This is a genomic window from Streptomyces thermospinosisporus (assembly GCF_039526425.1).
In the GTDB taxonomy this organism is placed as follows: domain Bacteria; phylum Actinomycetota; class Actinomycetes; order Streptomycetales; family Streptomycetaceae; genus Streptomyces; species Streptomyces thermocarboxydovorans.
Map to the genome: position 1 here is coordinate 1 of NZ_BAAAIZ010000082.1, position 13,705 is coordinate 13,705.

Here is a 13,705-nt window from a genome sequence, read left to right on the forward strand (position 1 = left end):
GCTCAACCAGATCCGTCATGCACTGCTCAACGAACGATCACGCCATCAGAAACGGCGCCTTAGCCCTGAAGGCGCCCGCGTTGCTGAAGGAGAATTGTGAGGTTGGTCTGGGCACTGCTGATGCCCATCTGGGCCGCCTGGCGCCACCACTGCTCGGCCTCGTCGAGCTGGCCGCCCCAGTACAGCATGAACGCGAGGTTGCTCATGGACTTGGCATGGCCGTTCGTCGCAGCCTGGCGGTACCACTGCTCAGCCTCAGCTGGCTGTCCACGCTGTTTGAACAAAATGCCGAGGGGTCCGCGCTGGGTACCGCCGCTGATCTGGTTCCGTACCTCCCCCGCGCCCGTACGCACCAGCTTCGCCTGCTGCTGCCAGTTCTCCAGGCCCGTGCGGAAGTCCGCGTCCAGGCGCACGTCATGGTCCGTGAGAAGCACACCACCGAGGCCGTCACCCTGGTCCGGCACACCGCCGACCAGCTCACAGGCTCCTACGACCGACGTTCCCCGAAGTACCTGGCTGCCGTCGGCCTGTTGCTCCTACGTGGAGTCACCGCCGCAGCAGCGGCGGCGATCGCGCGGCTACGAAGGAGTTTCTGGCCGAGGCAAAGGAAGTCTCAAGGTACGTCACGGTCGACCGACCCGACGCCTGGGCCACCTTCAGCCCCACCAACGTCGCCCTGCACGAACTCAGCTCCCTGGTGGCCTCCGGCGACGCCGGCCTCGCCCTCCAGGCAGCCCGCCCGCTCATGCGCCGCCACATTCCCGTCCCCGAGCGTCGCGCCGCCCTGTGGGTGGAGGCGGCCCGCGCCTACAGCCAGCAGGGCCGCCTCGCCGACGGCTACCAGGCCCTGCGCATCGCCGAGACTTGCGCCGCCCAGGACGTCCGCCGCCCTGACATCCGCAACCTGGTCGCCGACATGGCCGCCCGTGACCGCCGACGTACGCTGCCGGAACTACACCACTTCAGCCGCCGACTGGGAGTCCCCGCGTGACCGAGCCGACAGCCCCGGACAAGAAGCCCTTCCTGTACGTCGTCGTCTGCGCCGCCGGTGTCGCCCGCGATGTCGGCAAGCTCATCACGGCTGCCCAGGAGGCGAACTGGGACGTCGGTGTCGTCGCCACACCACAGGGTCTCGGGTTCATCGACGCGAAGGCGGTCGAGACGCAGACCGGCTACCCCATCCGCTCGGCGTGGCGCTCGCCCGGGGAGACTCGCCCGCTGCCGCCGGCGGACGCGATAGCGGTCGCCCCGGCCACCTTCAACACGATCAACAAATGGGCCGCCGGCATCTCCGACACCCTCGCCCTGGGCATCCTGTGCGAGGCGTACGGCATGGGCATCCCGACCGTGGCGCTGCCTTACCTGAACTCCGCACAGGCCGCCCATCCTGCGTATCAGCGGAGCCTTGATCAGTTGCGCGCGATGGGCATCCTCATCGGCTCGTGCGAACCGCACCGGCCCAGGGCAGGCGGCGGCGCGGACCGGTTCCGCTGGGAAGAAGCCCTGGAACTGCTGGAGCGAGAGGCGTGACCAGGAATCCGGCTGTGGCACGGTGACCGCGGGCGCCGACGGTCGTTGGTCGGGCCGTGAAGGACCTTCTCCCTTCGTCGACGAAAGGGCCGGGCCTACAACCGCAGCGTCTTCAACATGGGCGCCTGGAAGCTCGCCCTGGCCGCCGTCGGCGTGATCCCTCCGCGCGAGCGCGGGGCGAGACACCTCCAGGCGGCCCCGGAGGACGGCATGCACGCCCTCCGGCACGCGTACGCCTCCGTGCTCCTGGACGTCGGGGAAAGCATCAGGGCGCTGTCCGAGTACCTCGGTCACTAGGACCCCGGCTTCACTCTGCGGACGTACACGCACCTGCTGCCGTCCAGCGAGACCCGTACCCGCAAGGCGATCGACGACGCCTTCACCGCGGCCCCGGCAGCAGAGGCTCAGGGCGCGTCAGTGCCTCTGGAGAATCCCGTGTGCCTTCAATGTGCCCTGGCCGTCTGACGGCCCTCCTCGGGCGCTGGCGACGGCGGGGTCCGAGAACCCCGCCCGATTCGCTTCCGGCCCGGTCACACCCCGGATCAGGGCCAGACGAGGCAGTAGGGCTGATGCCCCGCCTCATGCAGCCGGTGGCTGAAGTCCTGCCACTCGTGCAGCGAATGGGAGGGGCGGGGCGCTGGCCTGGGGGTTCGCACGGAAAATGGTGCTGACCTGGGGCTACTCCTCTCCGTAGTTCTCACAGGTCAACACCGTTTCCCGGGCTCATGTGCCCTGGATGTGCCCTGGTGGCCTTTCACCAGAGGGCACCCTGCTCGGCTGAGGGACCGGCAGAGGGACTCGTTGCAGCCGCGCTTACTCGGGTCTTGGTGTTGATGGCGCGCGGTTCCGTCGTCACGGCGCCCGACTCACGCAGCTGTCGGACGGCCGTGATCACTTGGGCGGGCCGGTAGACGGTCTCCAAGAGCGTGTAGCGCTGGAGTTCCGGGACAGTTCGCCCCTTGGGCGCTTCGGATATGAAGTCATGCAGGATCCGTCGTAGCGGAGCCGTATCCGGTTCGAATACGAGATCCAGCATCTGCTGTTCGGTGTCCCTGGGGTCGCGGTAGCGGACGCCGTAGGAAGGGTCCACCTTCCACATAGCGTCCTTCATCTTCTCCAGTCCTCGCTCGTGCTGGGTGCCGAAGATCAGGTACAGCTTCCTGCCGCCCTCGTCGACCATCTCGAAGTACAGCGTGTGCGTGAAACCGGCCCGGCGTAACGTGGCTCGGTATTGCTCGCGCAGGAAGGTGAACTTGTGCGAGGACGGCTGCCGGAATACGTCTTGCCACTCCTGGCTGCCGAAGGCTTCGTCGCCGAGTTGCCGGTGGCCGTCGTGTCTCTCGGCGAACCGGGTGAGGAAGGCAGGTTCGAAGGTGACCATGACTTCAGTGCTTCGGTGGCGACCGAGGTCATGCAGGAGCGAGTACGGGATGTCGGGCCCGCCGAAGCTGTCCAGGAGGACGAAGAGGGGCTTGCCCAGCCTGCCGGTGCGATGCAGTTTCCTCAGAAGGGCCGGGTGGAAGTCTCCCTGCTCGATGTCGATCGACAGACGTGCAGTGATGTCTTCCTCGTGTCTCGACTGAGCGAGGGCCATCTGACGCTGCAATTCTTCTACCCGTCGGGGATCCTCTTCCATGAGGACCATCCACATGCGCTTCGGGGAACGGTGCAGAGCGCGGGCGAAGACCTCGTAGGCGACGACGGGAGATCCGGGCTCGCCCTGCTTGTAGACGCCGGCCCCTGCGAACCCTTCCGCGTATGTGATCACATCGTTCCGCGACAGCAGAATCGGCGCCCACGCTTCCAAGTACTGCTTGAGTAAGTCGTGTTTGGCGGCCGTGTGCGGATCGCGCTCCCACACGGCATCCTTCGGTACGGCCATGACCGCTCCCCCCTACTCCGATACGGCCCTGCTGGGGAGAGGGTCACACACCGTTGCCATATGCCACCAGAGCGCGTACGGCGCCTGTTGAAGATTGGCCGTTACTGCGCTGCTGCCACGTGCAGCCGGGACGGCATCTGGTCCCACGTGATGCCGGCGAGCTCACGGCCTCCGGACTTCGGTGTGCGGCCGCCCCACTGCTTGAAGAAGAACGGCACGTCGGCTTCGTTGCAGGCATCGCGGATCTCGATCAGCCATTCCTCTTGCACGGGGCGGTGCTGGGGGCCGGACTCTCCACCTGCGATCACCCAGCCGATGCCGTCCAGACGCAGACCTGTCAGAGGACCGAGCAGTGGTTCACAGGACAAGAACCGCACGGCGGCTGGCACCTGACGCAGATCGTCAATGCGATCCATGTGATCCGCGTCCTCGACGGAGACGCCCATCCAGAGGTTGGGAGGCCAGTCGAGTTGGCCTGCCAGTCGCCGGAGTCTGCGGGCCCTCTTCGTCAGGAGTTGATAGGTGTGCTGTGGCGTGTCGGCGATTACCTGGAAGACCTGTTGTACGAAGTCCAAGGGCACCTTGGCGTGGAACAGGTCGCTCATTGAGTTGACGAAAACCATGCGGGGGGTCTTCCACTGGCGTGGGATGGCCAGCGTGTCCGAATGCAGGGCGAGGCCGAAGCCGGGACCGGAGGTCCTGGGGTCACCGTCGGCTTGATACTTGGCCACCCCCATCGCCTTGAGGCGTCTGGATAACGTCAGGGCATAGCAGTTGTCGCACCCGGGGGAGATGCGATCGCAGCCAGTGGTGGGATTCCAGGTCGCCTCAGTCCACTCGATGGTGCTGCGATCGCCCATGGGTCCCCTCCCGTAGCAGTAGGGCAAGGGCGAACCAGCGCTTGCCCACTCTGCGCTTCGACTGCGCTGCCTAACGAGCGACGTACCGAACTGGCACGCGATCACGCCCATCCTTCACGTCGAACGTGCGTTCTGTGAAGGGGGTGCACCCGCCGGGTGGTAGGAGATTCTCGACGGCGGTGGCCTATCCGGAACCGATCACATCGGCGGCGCCGCTGCCCGTCGCGGATGTCACGCCTCCTGCTGGGCGTCGATCTCGGAGATCAGTGCCTCGATCCGCTTCTTGATCTCGTCGCGGATCGGGCGGACGGCCTCGACGCCCTTGCCGGCGGGGTCTTCCAGGGTCCAGTCGAGGTACTTCTTGCCGGGGAAGATCGGGCAGGCGTCGCCGCAGCCCATGGTGATGACGTAGTCGGACGCCTGGACGGCCTCGGTCGTGAGGAGCTTGGGCTGCTGGTCGGCGATGTCGATGCCGACCTCCCTCATCGCTTCGACGGCGGCCGGGTTGACCTGGTCTGCGGGAACGGAGCCGGCGGAGCGGACCTCGATCCGGTCGCCCGCGAGGTGGGAGAGGAAGCCTGCGGCCATCTGTGAACGCCCGGCGTTGTGGATGCAGACGAACAGCACGGAGGCGAGCGGGCTGGAGGGCATCGGTTCTTCCTTCGTCGGTGGATCAGCCCAGGCTGGTATCAGCCAGGAATGATGTGAAAGTATCAGGCCATGCTGACGTCAGTCGACACTGATCTGTTGCGGGTTCTCGCGGACCCGCTCCGCCTCCAGATCGTCACCCTGCTCGCCAAGGAGACGCTCTGCACGACGCACCTGATCGAGGAGACGGGGGCCAAGCAGACCAACCTCTCCAACCATCTGAAGGTGCTGCGCGAGGCGGGGGTCGTGGAGACGGAGCCGTGCGGCCGCTTCACCTACTACCGGCTCAAGCCCGACGTCATCGCCTCGCTTGCCGGTCAGTTCGCCGATCTCGCGGAGACCGCGCGTGCCACCGCCGAGAACAGCGTGAAGCGGTCCTGCCCCTGATCACCCGCCCCAAAGCCACCTGCACCGAGGAGTTCCTGTTGACCGCCACCGAGGCCACCCAGCACGGCAGAACAGGGGAGTCCCCCATAGCCCCCGCTGCCGAGCCGCTGCCCGCTCCGGGCGCGACTCCGCCCCGGCGTCCGCCGCTGCTCGCCAAGGCCGCCGCCGAACTGGTCGGCACGGCGGCGCTCGTCGCGATCGTGGTCGGCTCCGGCATCCAGGCCACGGAGCTGACCAAGGACGTGGGGCTGCAGCTGCTGGCCAACTCCACGGCCACCGTCTTCGGGCTCGGCGTCCTGATCACCCTGCTCGGTCCGGTCTCCGGTGCGCACTTCAACCCGGCCGTCACCCTGGCCGAGTGGTGGACCGCCCGGCGCGGCGGCTCTGGTGTCACGCTGCGCGAGGCGGCGGTGTACGTCCCCGCTCAGGTCGCCGGTGCGATCGCGGGCTCGGTCCTGGCCGACGCGATGTTCGGCGAACCGCTGGTGAAGTGGTCCACCCACGACCGATCGGCCGGCCATCTGCTGCTGGGCGAGGTCGTGGCGACCGCCGGACTGATCCTGCTGATCTTCGGCCTGGCCCGCACCGACCGCCTGCGCTTCGCGCCTGTGGCGGTGGCGTCGTACATCGGTGCGGCGTACTGGTTCACCTCGTCCACGTCCTTCGCGAACCCCGCGGTGACCATAGGCCGCGCCTTCACCGACACCTTCGCCGGCATCGCGCCCGCGTCGGTCGCGGGGTTCATCGGCATGCAGCTCATCGGAACTGTGGTCGGACTGGCGCTGGTGGCGCTGGTCTTCATGCCCGGGCGGGAAGCCGCCGAATGACGCGGACCGCTCCGGTCGTGGTGATCGGCGGTGGTCAGTCCGGGCTTGCCGCCGGCTACCACCTGCGCCGGCTGGGCGTCGACTTCGTCATCCTCGACGCCCAGACCACTCCGGGCGGTGCCTGGCAGCACACCTGGGACTCTCTTCGCCTGTTCTCCCCGGCCGCGTACTCCTCCCTGCCCGGCCGCCTCATGCCACCGCAGGCCGGCGCGACCTACCCCGACGCGCAGCACGTTGTGGAGTACCTCGCCGCCTATGAGAAGCGGTACGAGTTGCCCGTCGAGCGACCCGTACGGGTTCTCGGCATCCGCCGGGACGGCCGACTCCTGCGGGTGGAGACCGACTCCGGTACCTGGCGGGCGGCAGCGGTGATCAGTGCCACCGGCACCTGGTGGCGGCCCTTCCTGCCCGCGATTGCAGGCCGCGGAGACTTCGGTGGCCGTCAGCTGCACACCGTTGATTACCAGAGCCCGCGGGACTTCGCCGGTCGCCGCGTGATCGTGGTCGGCGGCGGCAACTCCGGCGCCCAGATCGCCGCCGACCTCGCCCACAACACCGAGCTGACCTGGGTCACGCAGCGCCCACCCCGTTTCCTGCCCGACGACGTCGACGGCCGCGTTCTGTTCGACGTCGCGACCGCCCGCCGCCGTGCCCTCGACGAGGGGCGCACGGACACGGGGGGCGTCGCCTCGCTCGGGGACGTCGTCGCCGTACCGCCGGTCCGAGATGCCCGCGACCGGGGCCTGCTCAGGGCGGCGCCGATGTTCACGCGGCTCACTCCCACTGGGGCCGAATGGGCCGACGGCACGCGCGCCGAGGCGGACGCGATCATCTGGTGCACCGGCTTCCGACCGGCGCTGTCCCACCTGGCACCGCTCCGGCTGCGGGACCGCCGCGGGCACATCGCCGTCGACGGTACGCGTGCGGTGGACGAGCCGCGCCTGCACCTGCTCGGTTACGGCGACTGGACCGGGCCGGCCTCGGCCACGCTCATCGGGGTCGGGCGGTCGGCCCGGGAAGCCGCCCGTGAAATCGCTGCCTCGCTCGGGTAGGTGCCAAGTCGCCACGGTCGGTGAAATTCGCTGTGTGCGCTCCTGAGCCGAGCGTCTAATAGGGCGATGGAGCAAGCAAGACCCGCTGCGGCCGGGAACGACGACCTGCCTGAGCTGACGCTCGTGGTGGAAACGGCCCTAGGTGTGTTCGTGCGGAGCGTGCCGGCTGCGCTTCCCCTCCCGGAAGGTGTCGACCAGGGGACCGGGGCGGAGATGGCGGCTCATCGAGCAGCGGCGACGTGGGGACTCCCGGACTTCGTCTGCCACTCCGCAATCAAGCGCGTCTCGTCGGGGCAGCGGGAGTTGGGTGACCGGATGCTTCTGACCGGCAGCCGAGGTGTTGTCGTTCAGGTCAAGAGCCGGGAGGGCGCCTACAAGGACGATGCCAGTGAGCGGAACTGGCTGCGGAACAGGGGCGCCAAAGCTGCGCGCCAGGCGAAGGGGACTGTGCGCAGCCTGCGTTCGGCCCCGGCTGAGTTCGAGAACGGACGCGGCCAGACTCTCACCGTCGACGGCAACGACTACCAGTGGATCGGCGTCGTCGTGCTCGACCACGACCGCATACCCGATGACACCGTCGTTGACTGCGCGCTGCCCGGCCTGCCCTGCGTAGCCCTGGCCCGGCGGGACTGGGACTTCCTGTTCGACCAGCTGCGTTCGACTACCGCGGTGGTCAACTACCTCTTCCGCGTGGCCAACATGGACTCGGTGGCTCTCGGGGACGAGCCCGTGCGCTACTACGACCTCGCTGCAGCGGACGCCGACGCGCCTCCCGGAGAGATAAGCCCTGAGGTCGCCGAACTCGGCGGGATCCACTTCTCCGTACCGCTGCTTCCGCAGGCGCCGGTGGGATCCGATCGCGCGCACCGGGTCATGCGCCTCATCCTTGAAGACATCGCCATCAGTCCGCTCGGCCAGCACATGAGCGAAGCCAACCGCTTGCTCCTGCTCTCCGAGGTCGACGAGCTGCCGGTAGGCGCCCGCGCCGAGTGGGGCCAGCTGCTGCTCGACATGCTGCGCGAGGTTCGTCAGGTTCCCCCCAGCCATTGCAAGTGGCGCTGGCGCCGTTCCATCGCTCCATCCGGCACCCGACAGATGATCTTCGGGTGCGCGACGCGCTTCGGCCCCGATATCCAGGCGGCCTTTCAGTCATATGTCCTGCTGCGCCATCACGAGCTGCACCAGCAGACGGGCCTGGCGGATCAAACGGCGACGCTCGGTGTGCTGCTGACTCCCCGTACTGACGGAACGCGCCCATGGGACACCACCCTGCTGCGCACAGAAGGAGACAACCAGCTCACGCCGGAAGAGGTGAAGCAATATTCGGCGCTCTGGAATCGGCAGCGCACCGATGCGGCCGGCACGTAAGCGGACTGGTCAGTCGATGACCGCGCTACGGCGCTCCACCAGGACCACGTCGCGCCAGCGGCCGTGGTGGCGCCCGATGCGCTCGCGGGTGCCGATGACGCGGAAGCCGGCCCGTTGGTGCAGGGCGATGCTGGCGGTGTTCTCCGGGAAGATGCCGGACTGGATGGTCCAGATCCCGGCCGCCTCGGTGGAGTCGATCAGTGCCTTGAGCAAGGTGGAAGCCACTCCGCGGCCGCGGGCGTCGGGGTGGACGTACACGGAGTGCTCGACGACACCGGCGTAGGCGCAGCGGTCGGAGACCTTTGTGGCGGCCACCCAGCCGAGCACGACCCCATGCTCGTCCAGGGCGACGAAGCGGTGCCCGGGCAGCTTCGCAGCGTCGAATGCTTGCCACGTCGGGACGGCCGTCTCGAAGGTGGCGTTGCCCTCGTCGATTCCGGCCTGGTAGATCGCCAGGACCTCGTCGGCATGTGAGGTGGCCATCGGCGCGACGGTCACACCGGTCGGGTTGCTCACGGTGGCGTACTCCGGGGGGTGATGGGCGAGGTCAGACCGCTGCCGGCGCGATGGTCAGCAGCTTGCCCATCGCGGCCAGCACGGAGGGCTCCACCCGGTAGTACACCCAGGTACCGCGCCGCTCCGAGGTCAGCAGGCCGGCCTCCTTCAGCTTCTTCAGGTGGTGGGAGACGGTCGGCTGGGAGACGCCCACATCGGAGATGTCGCACACGCACGCCTCGCCGCCCTCGTGCGAGGCCACCGCCGAGAAGAGGCGCAGCCGTACCGGGTCGCCCAGCGCCTTGAACATCCGCGCGGCCGTCTCGGCCTCGTCCGCGGTGAAAGGGCGCTCGGTGAGCGGCGGGCAGCACGGCGCCACGGCGTCGGAGGCGGGCTCGATCAACGGCAGCACCTTAGTGTTCGACATGCATCTATGTTGACACATGTCGAACCAGGTGGGCGAGGGGTCTCAGTCGGCGAGCGAGGGCAGCAGACTAGTTTCGATGAATGTCTATGTTGACGCTTGTCGAATCAGCTGCCATGCTGGCGGCGCAAGCCATCGATAAATGTCGAAGCAAAGGGGAAATCGTGAACGCGCCCGCCACTGGCCAGCTGCCCGTCGTCGTCATCGGCGCGGGCCCCGTCGGCCTCGCTGCCGCCGCCCACCTCGTCGAGCGCGGCCTCGAACCGCTGGTCCTGGAGGCTGGCCCCTCCGCCGGCACCGCCGTGCGCGACTGGGCGCACGTACGGCTGTTCTCCCCGTGGGCCGAGGTCACCGACCCGGCCGCCGAGAAGCTCCTCGCCCCCACCGGCTGGGTCCGCCCGGACGGCGCGACGTACCCCACCGGCGGTGACTGGGCCGAGCAGTATCTGCAGCCGCTCGCCGACGTCCTCGGCGACAAGATCCGCTACGGCGCCACCGTGACGGGTGTCGCGCGCGCCGGCCGCGACCGCATCGTCGACGCCGACCGCGACGAGCAGCCTTTCACCGTGCACATCGAGCTGGTGGGCGGCCGCGAGGAGCGCATCGCCGCCCGCGCCATGATCGACGCCTCAGGCACCTGGTCCATCCCCAGTCCGATGGGCGCCGACGGGCTCCCCGCCCTCGGCGAGAAGGCGGCGGCTGACCGCATCTCCTACCGCGTCCCCGACCTGCGGGACCCGGCCATTCGCGCCCGGTACGCAGGCAAGCGCACCGCGGTCGTCGGCTCCGGGGCCTCCGCCTTCACCGCGCTGGCCTACCTCGCCGACCTGGCCATGGAAAAGCCCGGCACCCACGCGGCATGGGTCCTGCGGCGCGGCATCGGTGCGAACACCTTCGGCGGTGGCGAGGCCGACCAGCTCCCCGCCCGGGGCGCCCTGGGGCTGCGCGCCAAGGCCGCCGTCGAGGACGGCCACGCGAGCGCGGTGACCGGCTTCCGTACACGGGCCGTGGAACGGGACGGTGACCGGCTGGTCCTGGTCGCCGAGGACGGCCGCCGCCTGGACCCGGTCGACGAGGTCCTCGTGCTGACCGGCTTCCGCCCCGACCTGTCCTTCCTCTCCGAGGTCCGCCTCGGCCTCGACGAACGTCTCCAGGCCCCCGTCGCGCTGGCCCCGCTGATCGACCCGAACATCCACTCCTGCGGCACGGTCTACCCTCACGGCGTCAACGAGCTCGCCCACCCCGAGCAGGACCTCTACCTGGTCGGCATGAAGTCCTACGGCCGGGCGCCCACGTTCCTCGCGCTGACCGGCTACGAGCAGGTCCGCTCCGTCGCCGCCGCGCTCGCCGGCGACCGCGAGGCCGCCGAGCGTGTCGAGCTGACCCTGCCGGAGACCGGCGTGTGCGGCGGTGCCGGCCTCTACGACGCCCCCGACACCGCATCCGAGGGCGGCGAAGGCGGTGGCTGCTGCGGCGCCCCGGCCACGCTCCACATCGGCGTCGGCATCCCGACTGCCACCTCCGGCGGCTGCTGAACTCCCCACCCACCCAAGGAGATACGCCATGTCCCGCGTACAGCTCGCCCTCCGCGTCCCCGACCTCGACGCCTCCGTCGCTTTCTACAGCAAGCTGTTCGGCACCGAACCCGCCAAACTCCGCGACGGCTACGCCAACTTCGCCATCACCGAGCCCCCGCTCAAGCTCGTCCTCATCGAAGGCACCGTGGAAGAGGCCACCCGCCTGGACCACCTCGGCGTCGAGGTCGAATCGACCGAGTCCGTTCACGCCGCCACTACCCGCCTGAGCGAGGCGGGCCTGACCACCACCGAGGAGGCTGACACCACCTGCTGTTACGCCCTCCAGGACAAGGTCTGGGTCCACGGCCCTGGCCAGGAGCCCTGGGAGGTGTACGTCGTCAAGGCCGACGCCGACACCCTGACCAAGCAGCAGGGCAGCAGCTGCTGCACCACCCCGGGAGCGTCAGAGGCAGAGGAACCTGCTGCTGCGGGCGGCTGCTGCTGATCGGACCATGATCAATCTCCACGCCAGCGGGGTCGTGACCGGTACGGGGGACCGGTCACGGCCCCGCGCCGCCATGCCGGCCCTCTGTGCCGGTCGCGTGCGATGGGCGGCGGAGCCGTTTGGCGCCGAGACCATCGATCGCCTCGTGCAGGGTCATGTCCAGTGGTGCGCTCAGTCAGTTCCAACCGCCCAGCGACACCTGAGGCCCACCGGCCAGGTAGCGATGAAGGGCGCTGGCGGTGGTCTCCACGAACTCCTTGGGGATGGCGCCGGTGTCGACCCAGCGGACTTGGGCGTGCTTGCGCGGTTCGCGGTTCTCCGGCTCGCCGGACCATTCGTGGGCGACGAAGACGACCGTGAGGAAGCCGTTGGGGGCTTCCACGCCCCAGGCGCCGGCTCAGGTACGTGGGCGTGCACCAGCTGGTTGGCGAACGGTTCGATGGAGAGCAGGTGGCCCTGGGTGAGGGTGTCGCCGAGGGGGACAGCGCGTAGTGCCGTCTCGTTGAGGATGACCGCGTCTGCCCCGAGTGCCTTACGCAGGCGGGCGGCGAGGTCCAGGAGCAGGTTGCGCCGGTCGAGGGGCTGGTGGCGGTAGGCCAGCCTGATGGGGCCGAGGACGGCGGCCAGCTGCTGTCTGACGTCCTCGATGCGTGAGCGCAGGCCCGCAAGCTCCGCGGGGACGAAGCTCGGGAGCTGATCCGGGAAGGATGTAGTGCCCGCGCCCCATCCCGCGCCCACGGGCGTGGCGATCGCATAGCCTTCGGCGAGCTCCCGGCCCTTGACGACCAGGGTGCCGTCGACTCGGACCGGCCCATACTGATCGCTGTGGCAGTGCCCGGCGAAGACCACGTCGAGGAAGGGACAGGCCGCCGCGAGTTCCTGGTCTTCGTCGAAGCCGGAGTGGCTGAGCAGGACCCAGCTGTCCACGTCATGGTGGTGGGCGAGAATCACCTCGCGCAGGGCCTGGAGGGGATCGGTGACGCAGTGGCCGGCTCGTTGGGCGGCCGGGATCGAGTGGAAGGCTTGTTGACCGATCACGGCGGTTACGCCGACGCGCCGTCCATCGATATCGGCGATGTGCAGGCGGCGGAAGAGAGCGTCGCCAGTGTTGGCATCGATGGCGTTGGCGCAGACAGTGCGCCGGTGAAGGTCGGGTTCGAAGTGGTGGGGCCAGCCATGGTTGCCAGGGGCCAGCACGTCGTAGAGCCCGAGCAGGATCTCCCGCTCGATCGTGCCGCGACCGAGGCGGTAGTACCCACTGCCTTCGAAGAAGTCGCCGCAGTCCACGATGAGCGAGGTCGGGCGTAGCGCGTGGAGGTGAGTCAGGAACGGCGCGGCGTTGTCGAAAGCGGAATGCACGTCGGTCGTGGCAACGATCTGGCGGAGGACGCGGCCATCGCTGGTCATGGGGTGACCTCGCAGATGTCGGCGCCCAGGGTGCGCAGCTTGCCGGACAGGTCGGCGTGTCCGCGGCGCAGCTGGTCGAGGCCGCCGATGGTGGTGACGCCTCGGGCTGTGAGGCCGACGACCATGAGGGCGGACCCGGTGCGGATGTCGGTGGCTTCGACGCCCGCGCCCGTCAGCTGCTGGGGACCGGTCAGGCGGCATTCGGTGGGGGAGATCTCCTCGATGTCGGCGCCCAGGCGGGTCAGCTGCGGCAGCAGGTTGCCGTGGCGGCCGGGATTGATGGCGTCGGCGAACAGATGCGTGCCGGGCAGTCCGAGGGCGAGTGCCATGAGCGGTGGTTCGAAGTCGGCGTCGAGGCCCGCCGCGCTCAGAGAGGCGATGGCCCGCAGGGGACGACCAGTGGGGGCTGTCTCATGCGCGCGGACAGTAAGGCCACCCGGCTCCGCGTCTGCGGGGATGCCGAGCTGATGAAGGGCAGCCACGAACGGGCCTACGTCCTTGCCCTGCACGCCGTCGATGCGGGCAGTACCGCGCGTCAGGGCGATCGCGCAGGCCAGCGTGGCTGCCTCGATCTTGTCTCCGGGCACGGTCCAGGCAGCGGGGGCAGTCGGCGACGAGGAGGGCGGCGAGAGAGTGAGTACATGTTCGCCGGCCCGCGTCTCCCAGCCCACCGAACTCAGGGCGTCGAGCACGCTCAGGACTTCGGGCGAGAGATTGGGCTGACCCAGCCGTAAAGGCCGGCCATCGCCTCCCGCGCCGTCGTCATCGCCACCGGCGTCACCGAGGACGGCGGCCGTGAAGTC

At 68.9% G+C, this 13,705-nt stretch carries 14 protein-coding genes and 3 pseudogenes; 9 read left to right on the plus strand and 8 right to left on the minus strand.

The features are described from left to right. Nucleotides 1–59: 59 nt before the first annotated feature. Complete coding sequence (locus tag ABD207_RS24475) at nt 60–206, minus strand: tetratricopeptide repeat protein (RefSeq protein ID WP_344015271.1); 147 nt, start codon at nt 204–206, stop codon at nt 60–62. Between the two features lie 183 nt (nt 207–389). On the opposite strand from ABD207_RS24475, the pseudogene ABD207_RS24480 reads away from it, so the two are divergent. The 3 genes and pseudogenes from ABD207_RS24480 to ABD207_RS24490 all read left to right on the plus strand — a co-directional run. Then, nucleotides 390–991, plus strand: a pseudogene (locus tag ABD207_RS24480) (helix-turn-helix domain-containing protein); the annotation flags it as partial. Continuing rightward, entirely contained in the window at nt 988–1,530 is a 543-nt protein-coding gene (locus ABD207_RS24485; protein ID WP_344015272.1) for a flavoprotein, read from the plus strand. The pseudogene ABD207_RS24480 and the gene ABD207_RS24485, both read left to right, overlap by 4 nt. A gap of 84 nt (nt 1,531–1,614) precedes the next feature. After that, a pseudogene (locus tag ABD207_RS24490) lies at nt 1,615–1,995 on the plus strand (tyrosine-type recombinase/integrase); the annotation flags it as partial. A 289-nt stretch (nt 1,996–2,284) separates the two neighbouring features. On the opposite strand, the gene ABD207_RS24495 reads toward ABD207_RS24490, so the two are convergent. The 3 genes from ABD207_RS24495 to ABD207_RS24505 form a co-directional block, all read right to left on the minus strand. Further along, nucleotides 2,285–3,412: a three-Cys-motif partner protein TcmP gene (locus ABD207_RS24495; RefSeq protein ID WP_344015273.1), complete on the minus strand. Its 1,128-nt coding sequence runs from the start codon at nt 3,410–3,412 to the stop codon at nt 2,285–2,287. Nucleotides 3,413–3,513: 101 nt separating this feature from the next. Beyond that, nucleotides 3,514–4,272 carry a DUF5131 family protein gene (locus tag ABD207_RS24500; protein WP_344015275.1) on the minus strand — a complete coding sequence of 253 codons (759 nt, stop codon included), beginning with the start codon at nt 4,270–4,272 and terminating at the stop codon, nt 3,514–3,516. 231 nt (nt 4,273–4,503) lie between these two features. Beyond that, nucleotides 4,504–4,923 carry an arsenate reductase ArsC gene (locus ABD207_RS24505; protein ID WP_103780385.1) on the minus strand — a complete coding sequence of 140 codons (420 nt, stop codon included), beginning with the start codon at nt 4,921–4,923 and terminating at the stop codon, nt 4,504–4,506. Nucleotides 4,924–4,992: 69 nt separating this feature from the next. Between ABD207_RS24505 and ABD207_RS24510 the strand changes: the two genes are divergently transcribed. From ABD207_RS24510 to ABD207_RS24525, 4 genes are all read left to right on the plus strand, one after another. Then, nucleotides 4,993–5,307, plus strand: coding sequence for an ArsR/SmtB family transcription factor (locus ABD207_RS24510; protein WP_103780384.1), 315 nt, complete (start codon nt 4,993–4,995; stop codon nt 5,305–5,307). Nucleotides 5,308–5,345: 38 nt separating this feature from the next. Then, the gene (locus ABD207_RS24515) at nt 5,346–6,134 is read left to right on the plus strand and encodes an aquaporin (protein ID WP_344015276.1); all 789 of its coding nucleotides are present in this window, start codon (nt 5,346–5,348) and stop codon (nt 6,132–6,134) included. After that, the gene (locus tag ABD207_RS24520) at nt 6,131–7,186 is read left to right on the plus strand and encodes an ArsO family NAD(P)H-dependent flavin-containing monooxygenase (RefSeq protein WP_344015278.1); all 1,056 of its coding nucleotides are present in this window, start codon (nt 6,131–6,133) and stop codon (nt 7,184–7,186) included. Before ABD207_RS24515 ends, ABD207_RS24520 begins: the two co-directional genes overlap by 4 nt. Nucleotides 7,187–7,252: 66 nt before the next feature. After that, nucleotides 7,253–8,554: a hypothetical protein gene (locus tag ABD207_RS24525; RefSeq protein ID WP_146075277.1), complete on the plus strand. Its 1,302-nt coding sequence runs from the start codon at nt 7,253–7,255 to the stop codon at nt 8,552–8,554. Nucleotides 8,555–8,563: 9 nt separating this feature from the next. Here ABD207_RS24525 and ABD207_RS24530 read toward each other — a convergent pair whose 3' ends face one another. Both ABD207_RS24530 and ABD207_RS24535 read right to left on the minus strand, forming a co-directional pair. Beyond that, on the minus strand, nt 8,564–9,037 hold the full coding sequence (locus ABD207_RS24530) for a GNAT family N-acetyltransferase (RefSeq protein ID WP_344015279.1): 474 nt from the start codon (nt 9,035–9,037) through the stop codon (nt 8,564–8,566). Between the two features lie 64 nt (nt 9,038–9,101). Further along, nucleotides 9,102–9,476: an ArsR/SmtB family transcription factor gene (locus tag ABD207_RS24535; protein WP_103780375.1), complete on the minus strand. Its 375-nt coding sequence runs from the start codon at nt 9,474–9,476 to the stop codon at nt 9,102–9,104. A gap of 161 nt (nt 9,477–9,637) precedes the next feature. Here ABD207_RS24535 and ABD207_RS24540 point away from each other — a divergent pair, with 161 nt between their 5' ends. After that, complete coding sequence (locus tag ABD207_RS24540; protein ID WP_344015281.1) at nt 9,638–11,008, plus strand: FAD-dependent oxidoreductase; 1,371 nt, start codon at nt 9,638–9,640, stop codon at nt 11,006–11,008. A 28-nt stretch (nt 11,009–11,036) separates the two neighbouring features. Continuing rightward, nucleotides 11,037–11,495, plus strand: coding sequence for an ArsI/CadI family heavy metal resistance metalloenzyme (locus tag ABD207_RS24545; protein ID WP_103780372.1), 459 nt, complete (start codon nt 11,037–11,039; stop codon nt 11,493–11,495). Nucleotides 11,496–11,666: 171 nt separating this feature from the next. Here the strand turns inward: ABD207_RS24545 and ABD207_RS24550 are convergent, their stop codons facing one another. Together ABD207_RS24550 and ABD207_RS24555 are read right to left on the minus strand one after the other, a co-directional pair. Then, on the minus strand, nt 11,667–12,902 hold the full coding sequence (locus tag ABD207_RS24550) for a bifunctional metallophosphatase/5'-nucleotidase (RefSeq protein ID WP_344015282.1): 1,236 nt from the start codon (nt 12,900–12,902) through the stop codon (nt 11,667–11,669). Continuing rightward, nucleotides 12,899–13,705 (minus strand): annotated as a pseudogene (locus tag ABD207_RS24555) (UDP-N-acetylglucosamine 1-carboxyvinyltransferase); the annotation flags it as partial. The gene ABD207_RS24550 and the pseudogene ABD207_RS24555, both read right to left, overlap by 4 nt.

What these genes read in the sequence shown, in the direction of transcription:
- ABD207_RS24525 (WP_146075277.1), top strand. Translation starts at nt 7,253, where the DNA reads ATGGAGCAAGCAAGACCCGCTGCGGCCGGGAACGACGACCTGCCTGAG.
- ABD207_RS24520 (WP_344015278.1), top strand. Translation starts at nt 6,131, where the DNA reads ATGACGCGGACCGCTCCGGTCGTGGTGATCGGCGGTGGTCAGTCCGGG.
- ABD207_RS24505 (WP_103780385.1), bottom strand. Translation starts at nt 4,923, where the DNA reads ATGCCCTCCAGCCCGCTCGCCTCCGTGCTGTTCGTCTGCATCCACAAC.
- ABD207_RS24545 (WP_103780372.1), top strand. Translation starts at nt 11,037, where the DNA reads ATGTCCCGCGTACAGCTCGCCCTCCGCGTCCCCGACCTCGACGCCTCC.
- ABD207_RS24475 (WP_344015271.1), bottom strand. Translation starts at nt 206, where the DNA reads ATGAGCAACCTCGCGTTCATGCTGTACTGGGGCGGCCAGCTCGACGAG.
- ABD207_RS24495 (WP_344015273.1), bottom strand. Translation starts at nt 3,412, where the DNA reads ATGGCCGTACCGAAGGATGCCGTGTGGGAGCGCGATCCGCACACGGCC.
- ABD207_RS24510 (WP_103780384.1), top strand. Translation starts at nt 4,993, where the DNA reads ATGCTGACGTCAGTCGACACTGATCTGTTGCGGGTTCTCGCGGACCCG.
- ABD207_RS24530 (WP_344015279.1), bottom strand. Translation starts at nt 9,037, where the DNA reads ATGGCCACCTCACATGCCGACGAGGTCCTGGCGATCTACCAGGCCGGA.
- ABD207_RS24550 (WP_344015282.1), bottom strand. Translation starts at nt 12,902, where the DNA reads ATGACCAGCGATGGCCGCGTCCTCCGCCAGATCGTTGCCACGACCGAC.
- ABD207_RS24535 (WP_103780375.1), bottom strand. Translation starts at nt 9,476, where the DNA reads ATGTCGAACACTAAGGTGCTGCCGTTGATCGAGCCCGCCTCCGACGCC.
- ABD207_RS24500 (WP_344015275.1), bottom strand. Translation starts at nt 4,272, where the DNA reads ATGGGCGATCGCAGCACCATCGAGTGGACTGAGGCGACCTGGAATCCC.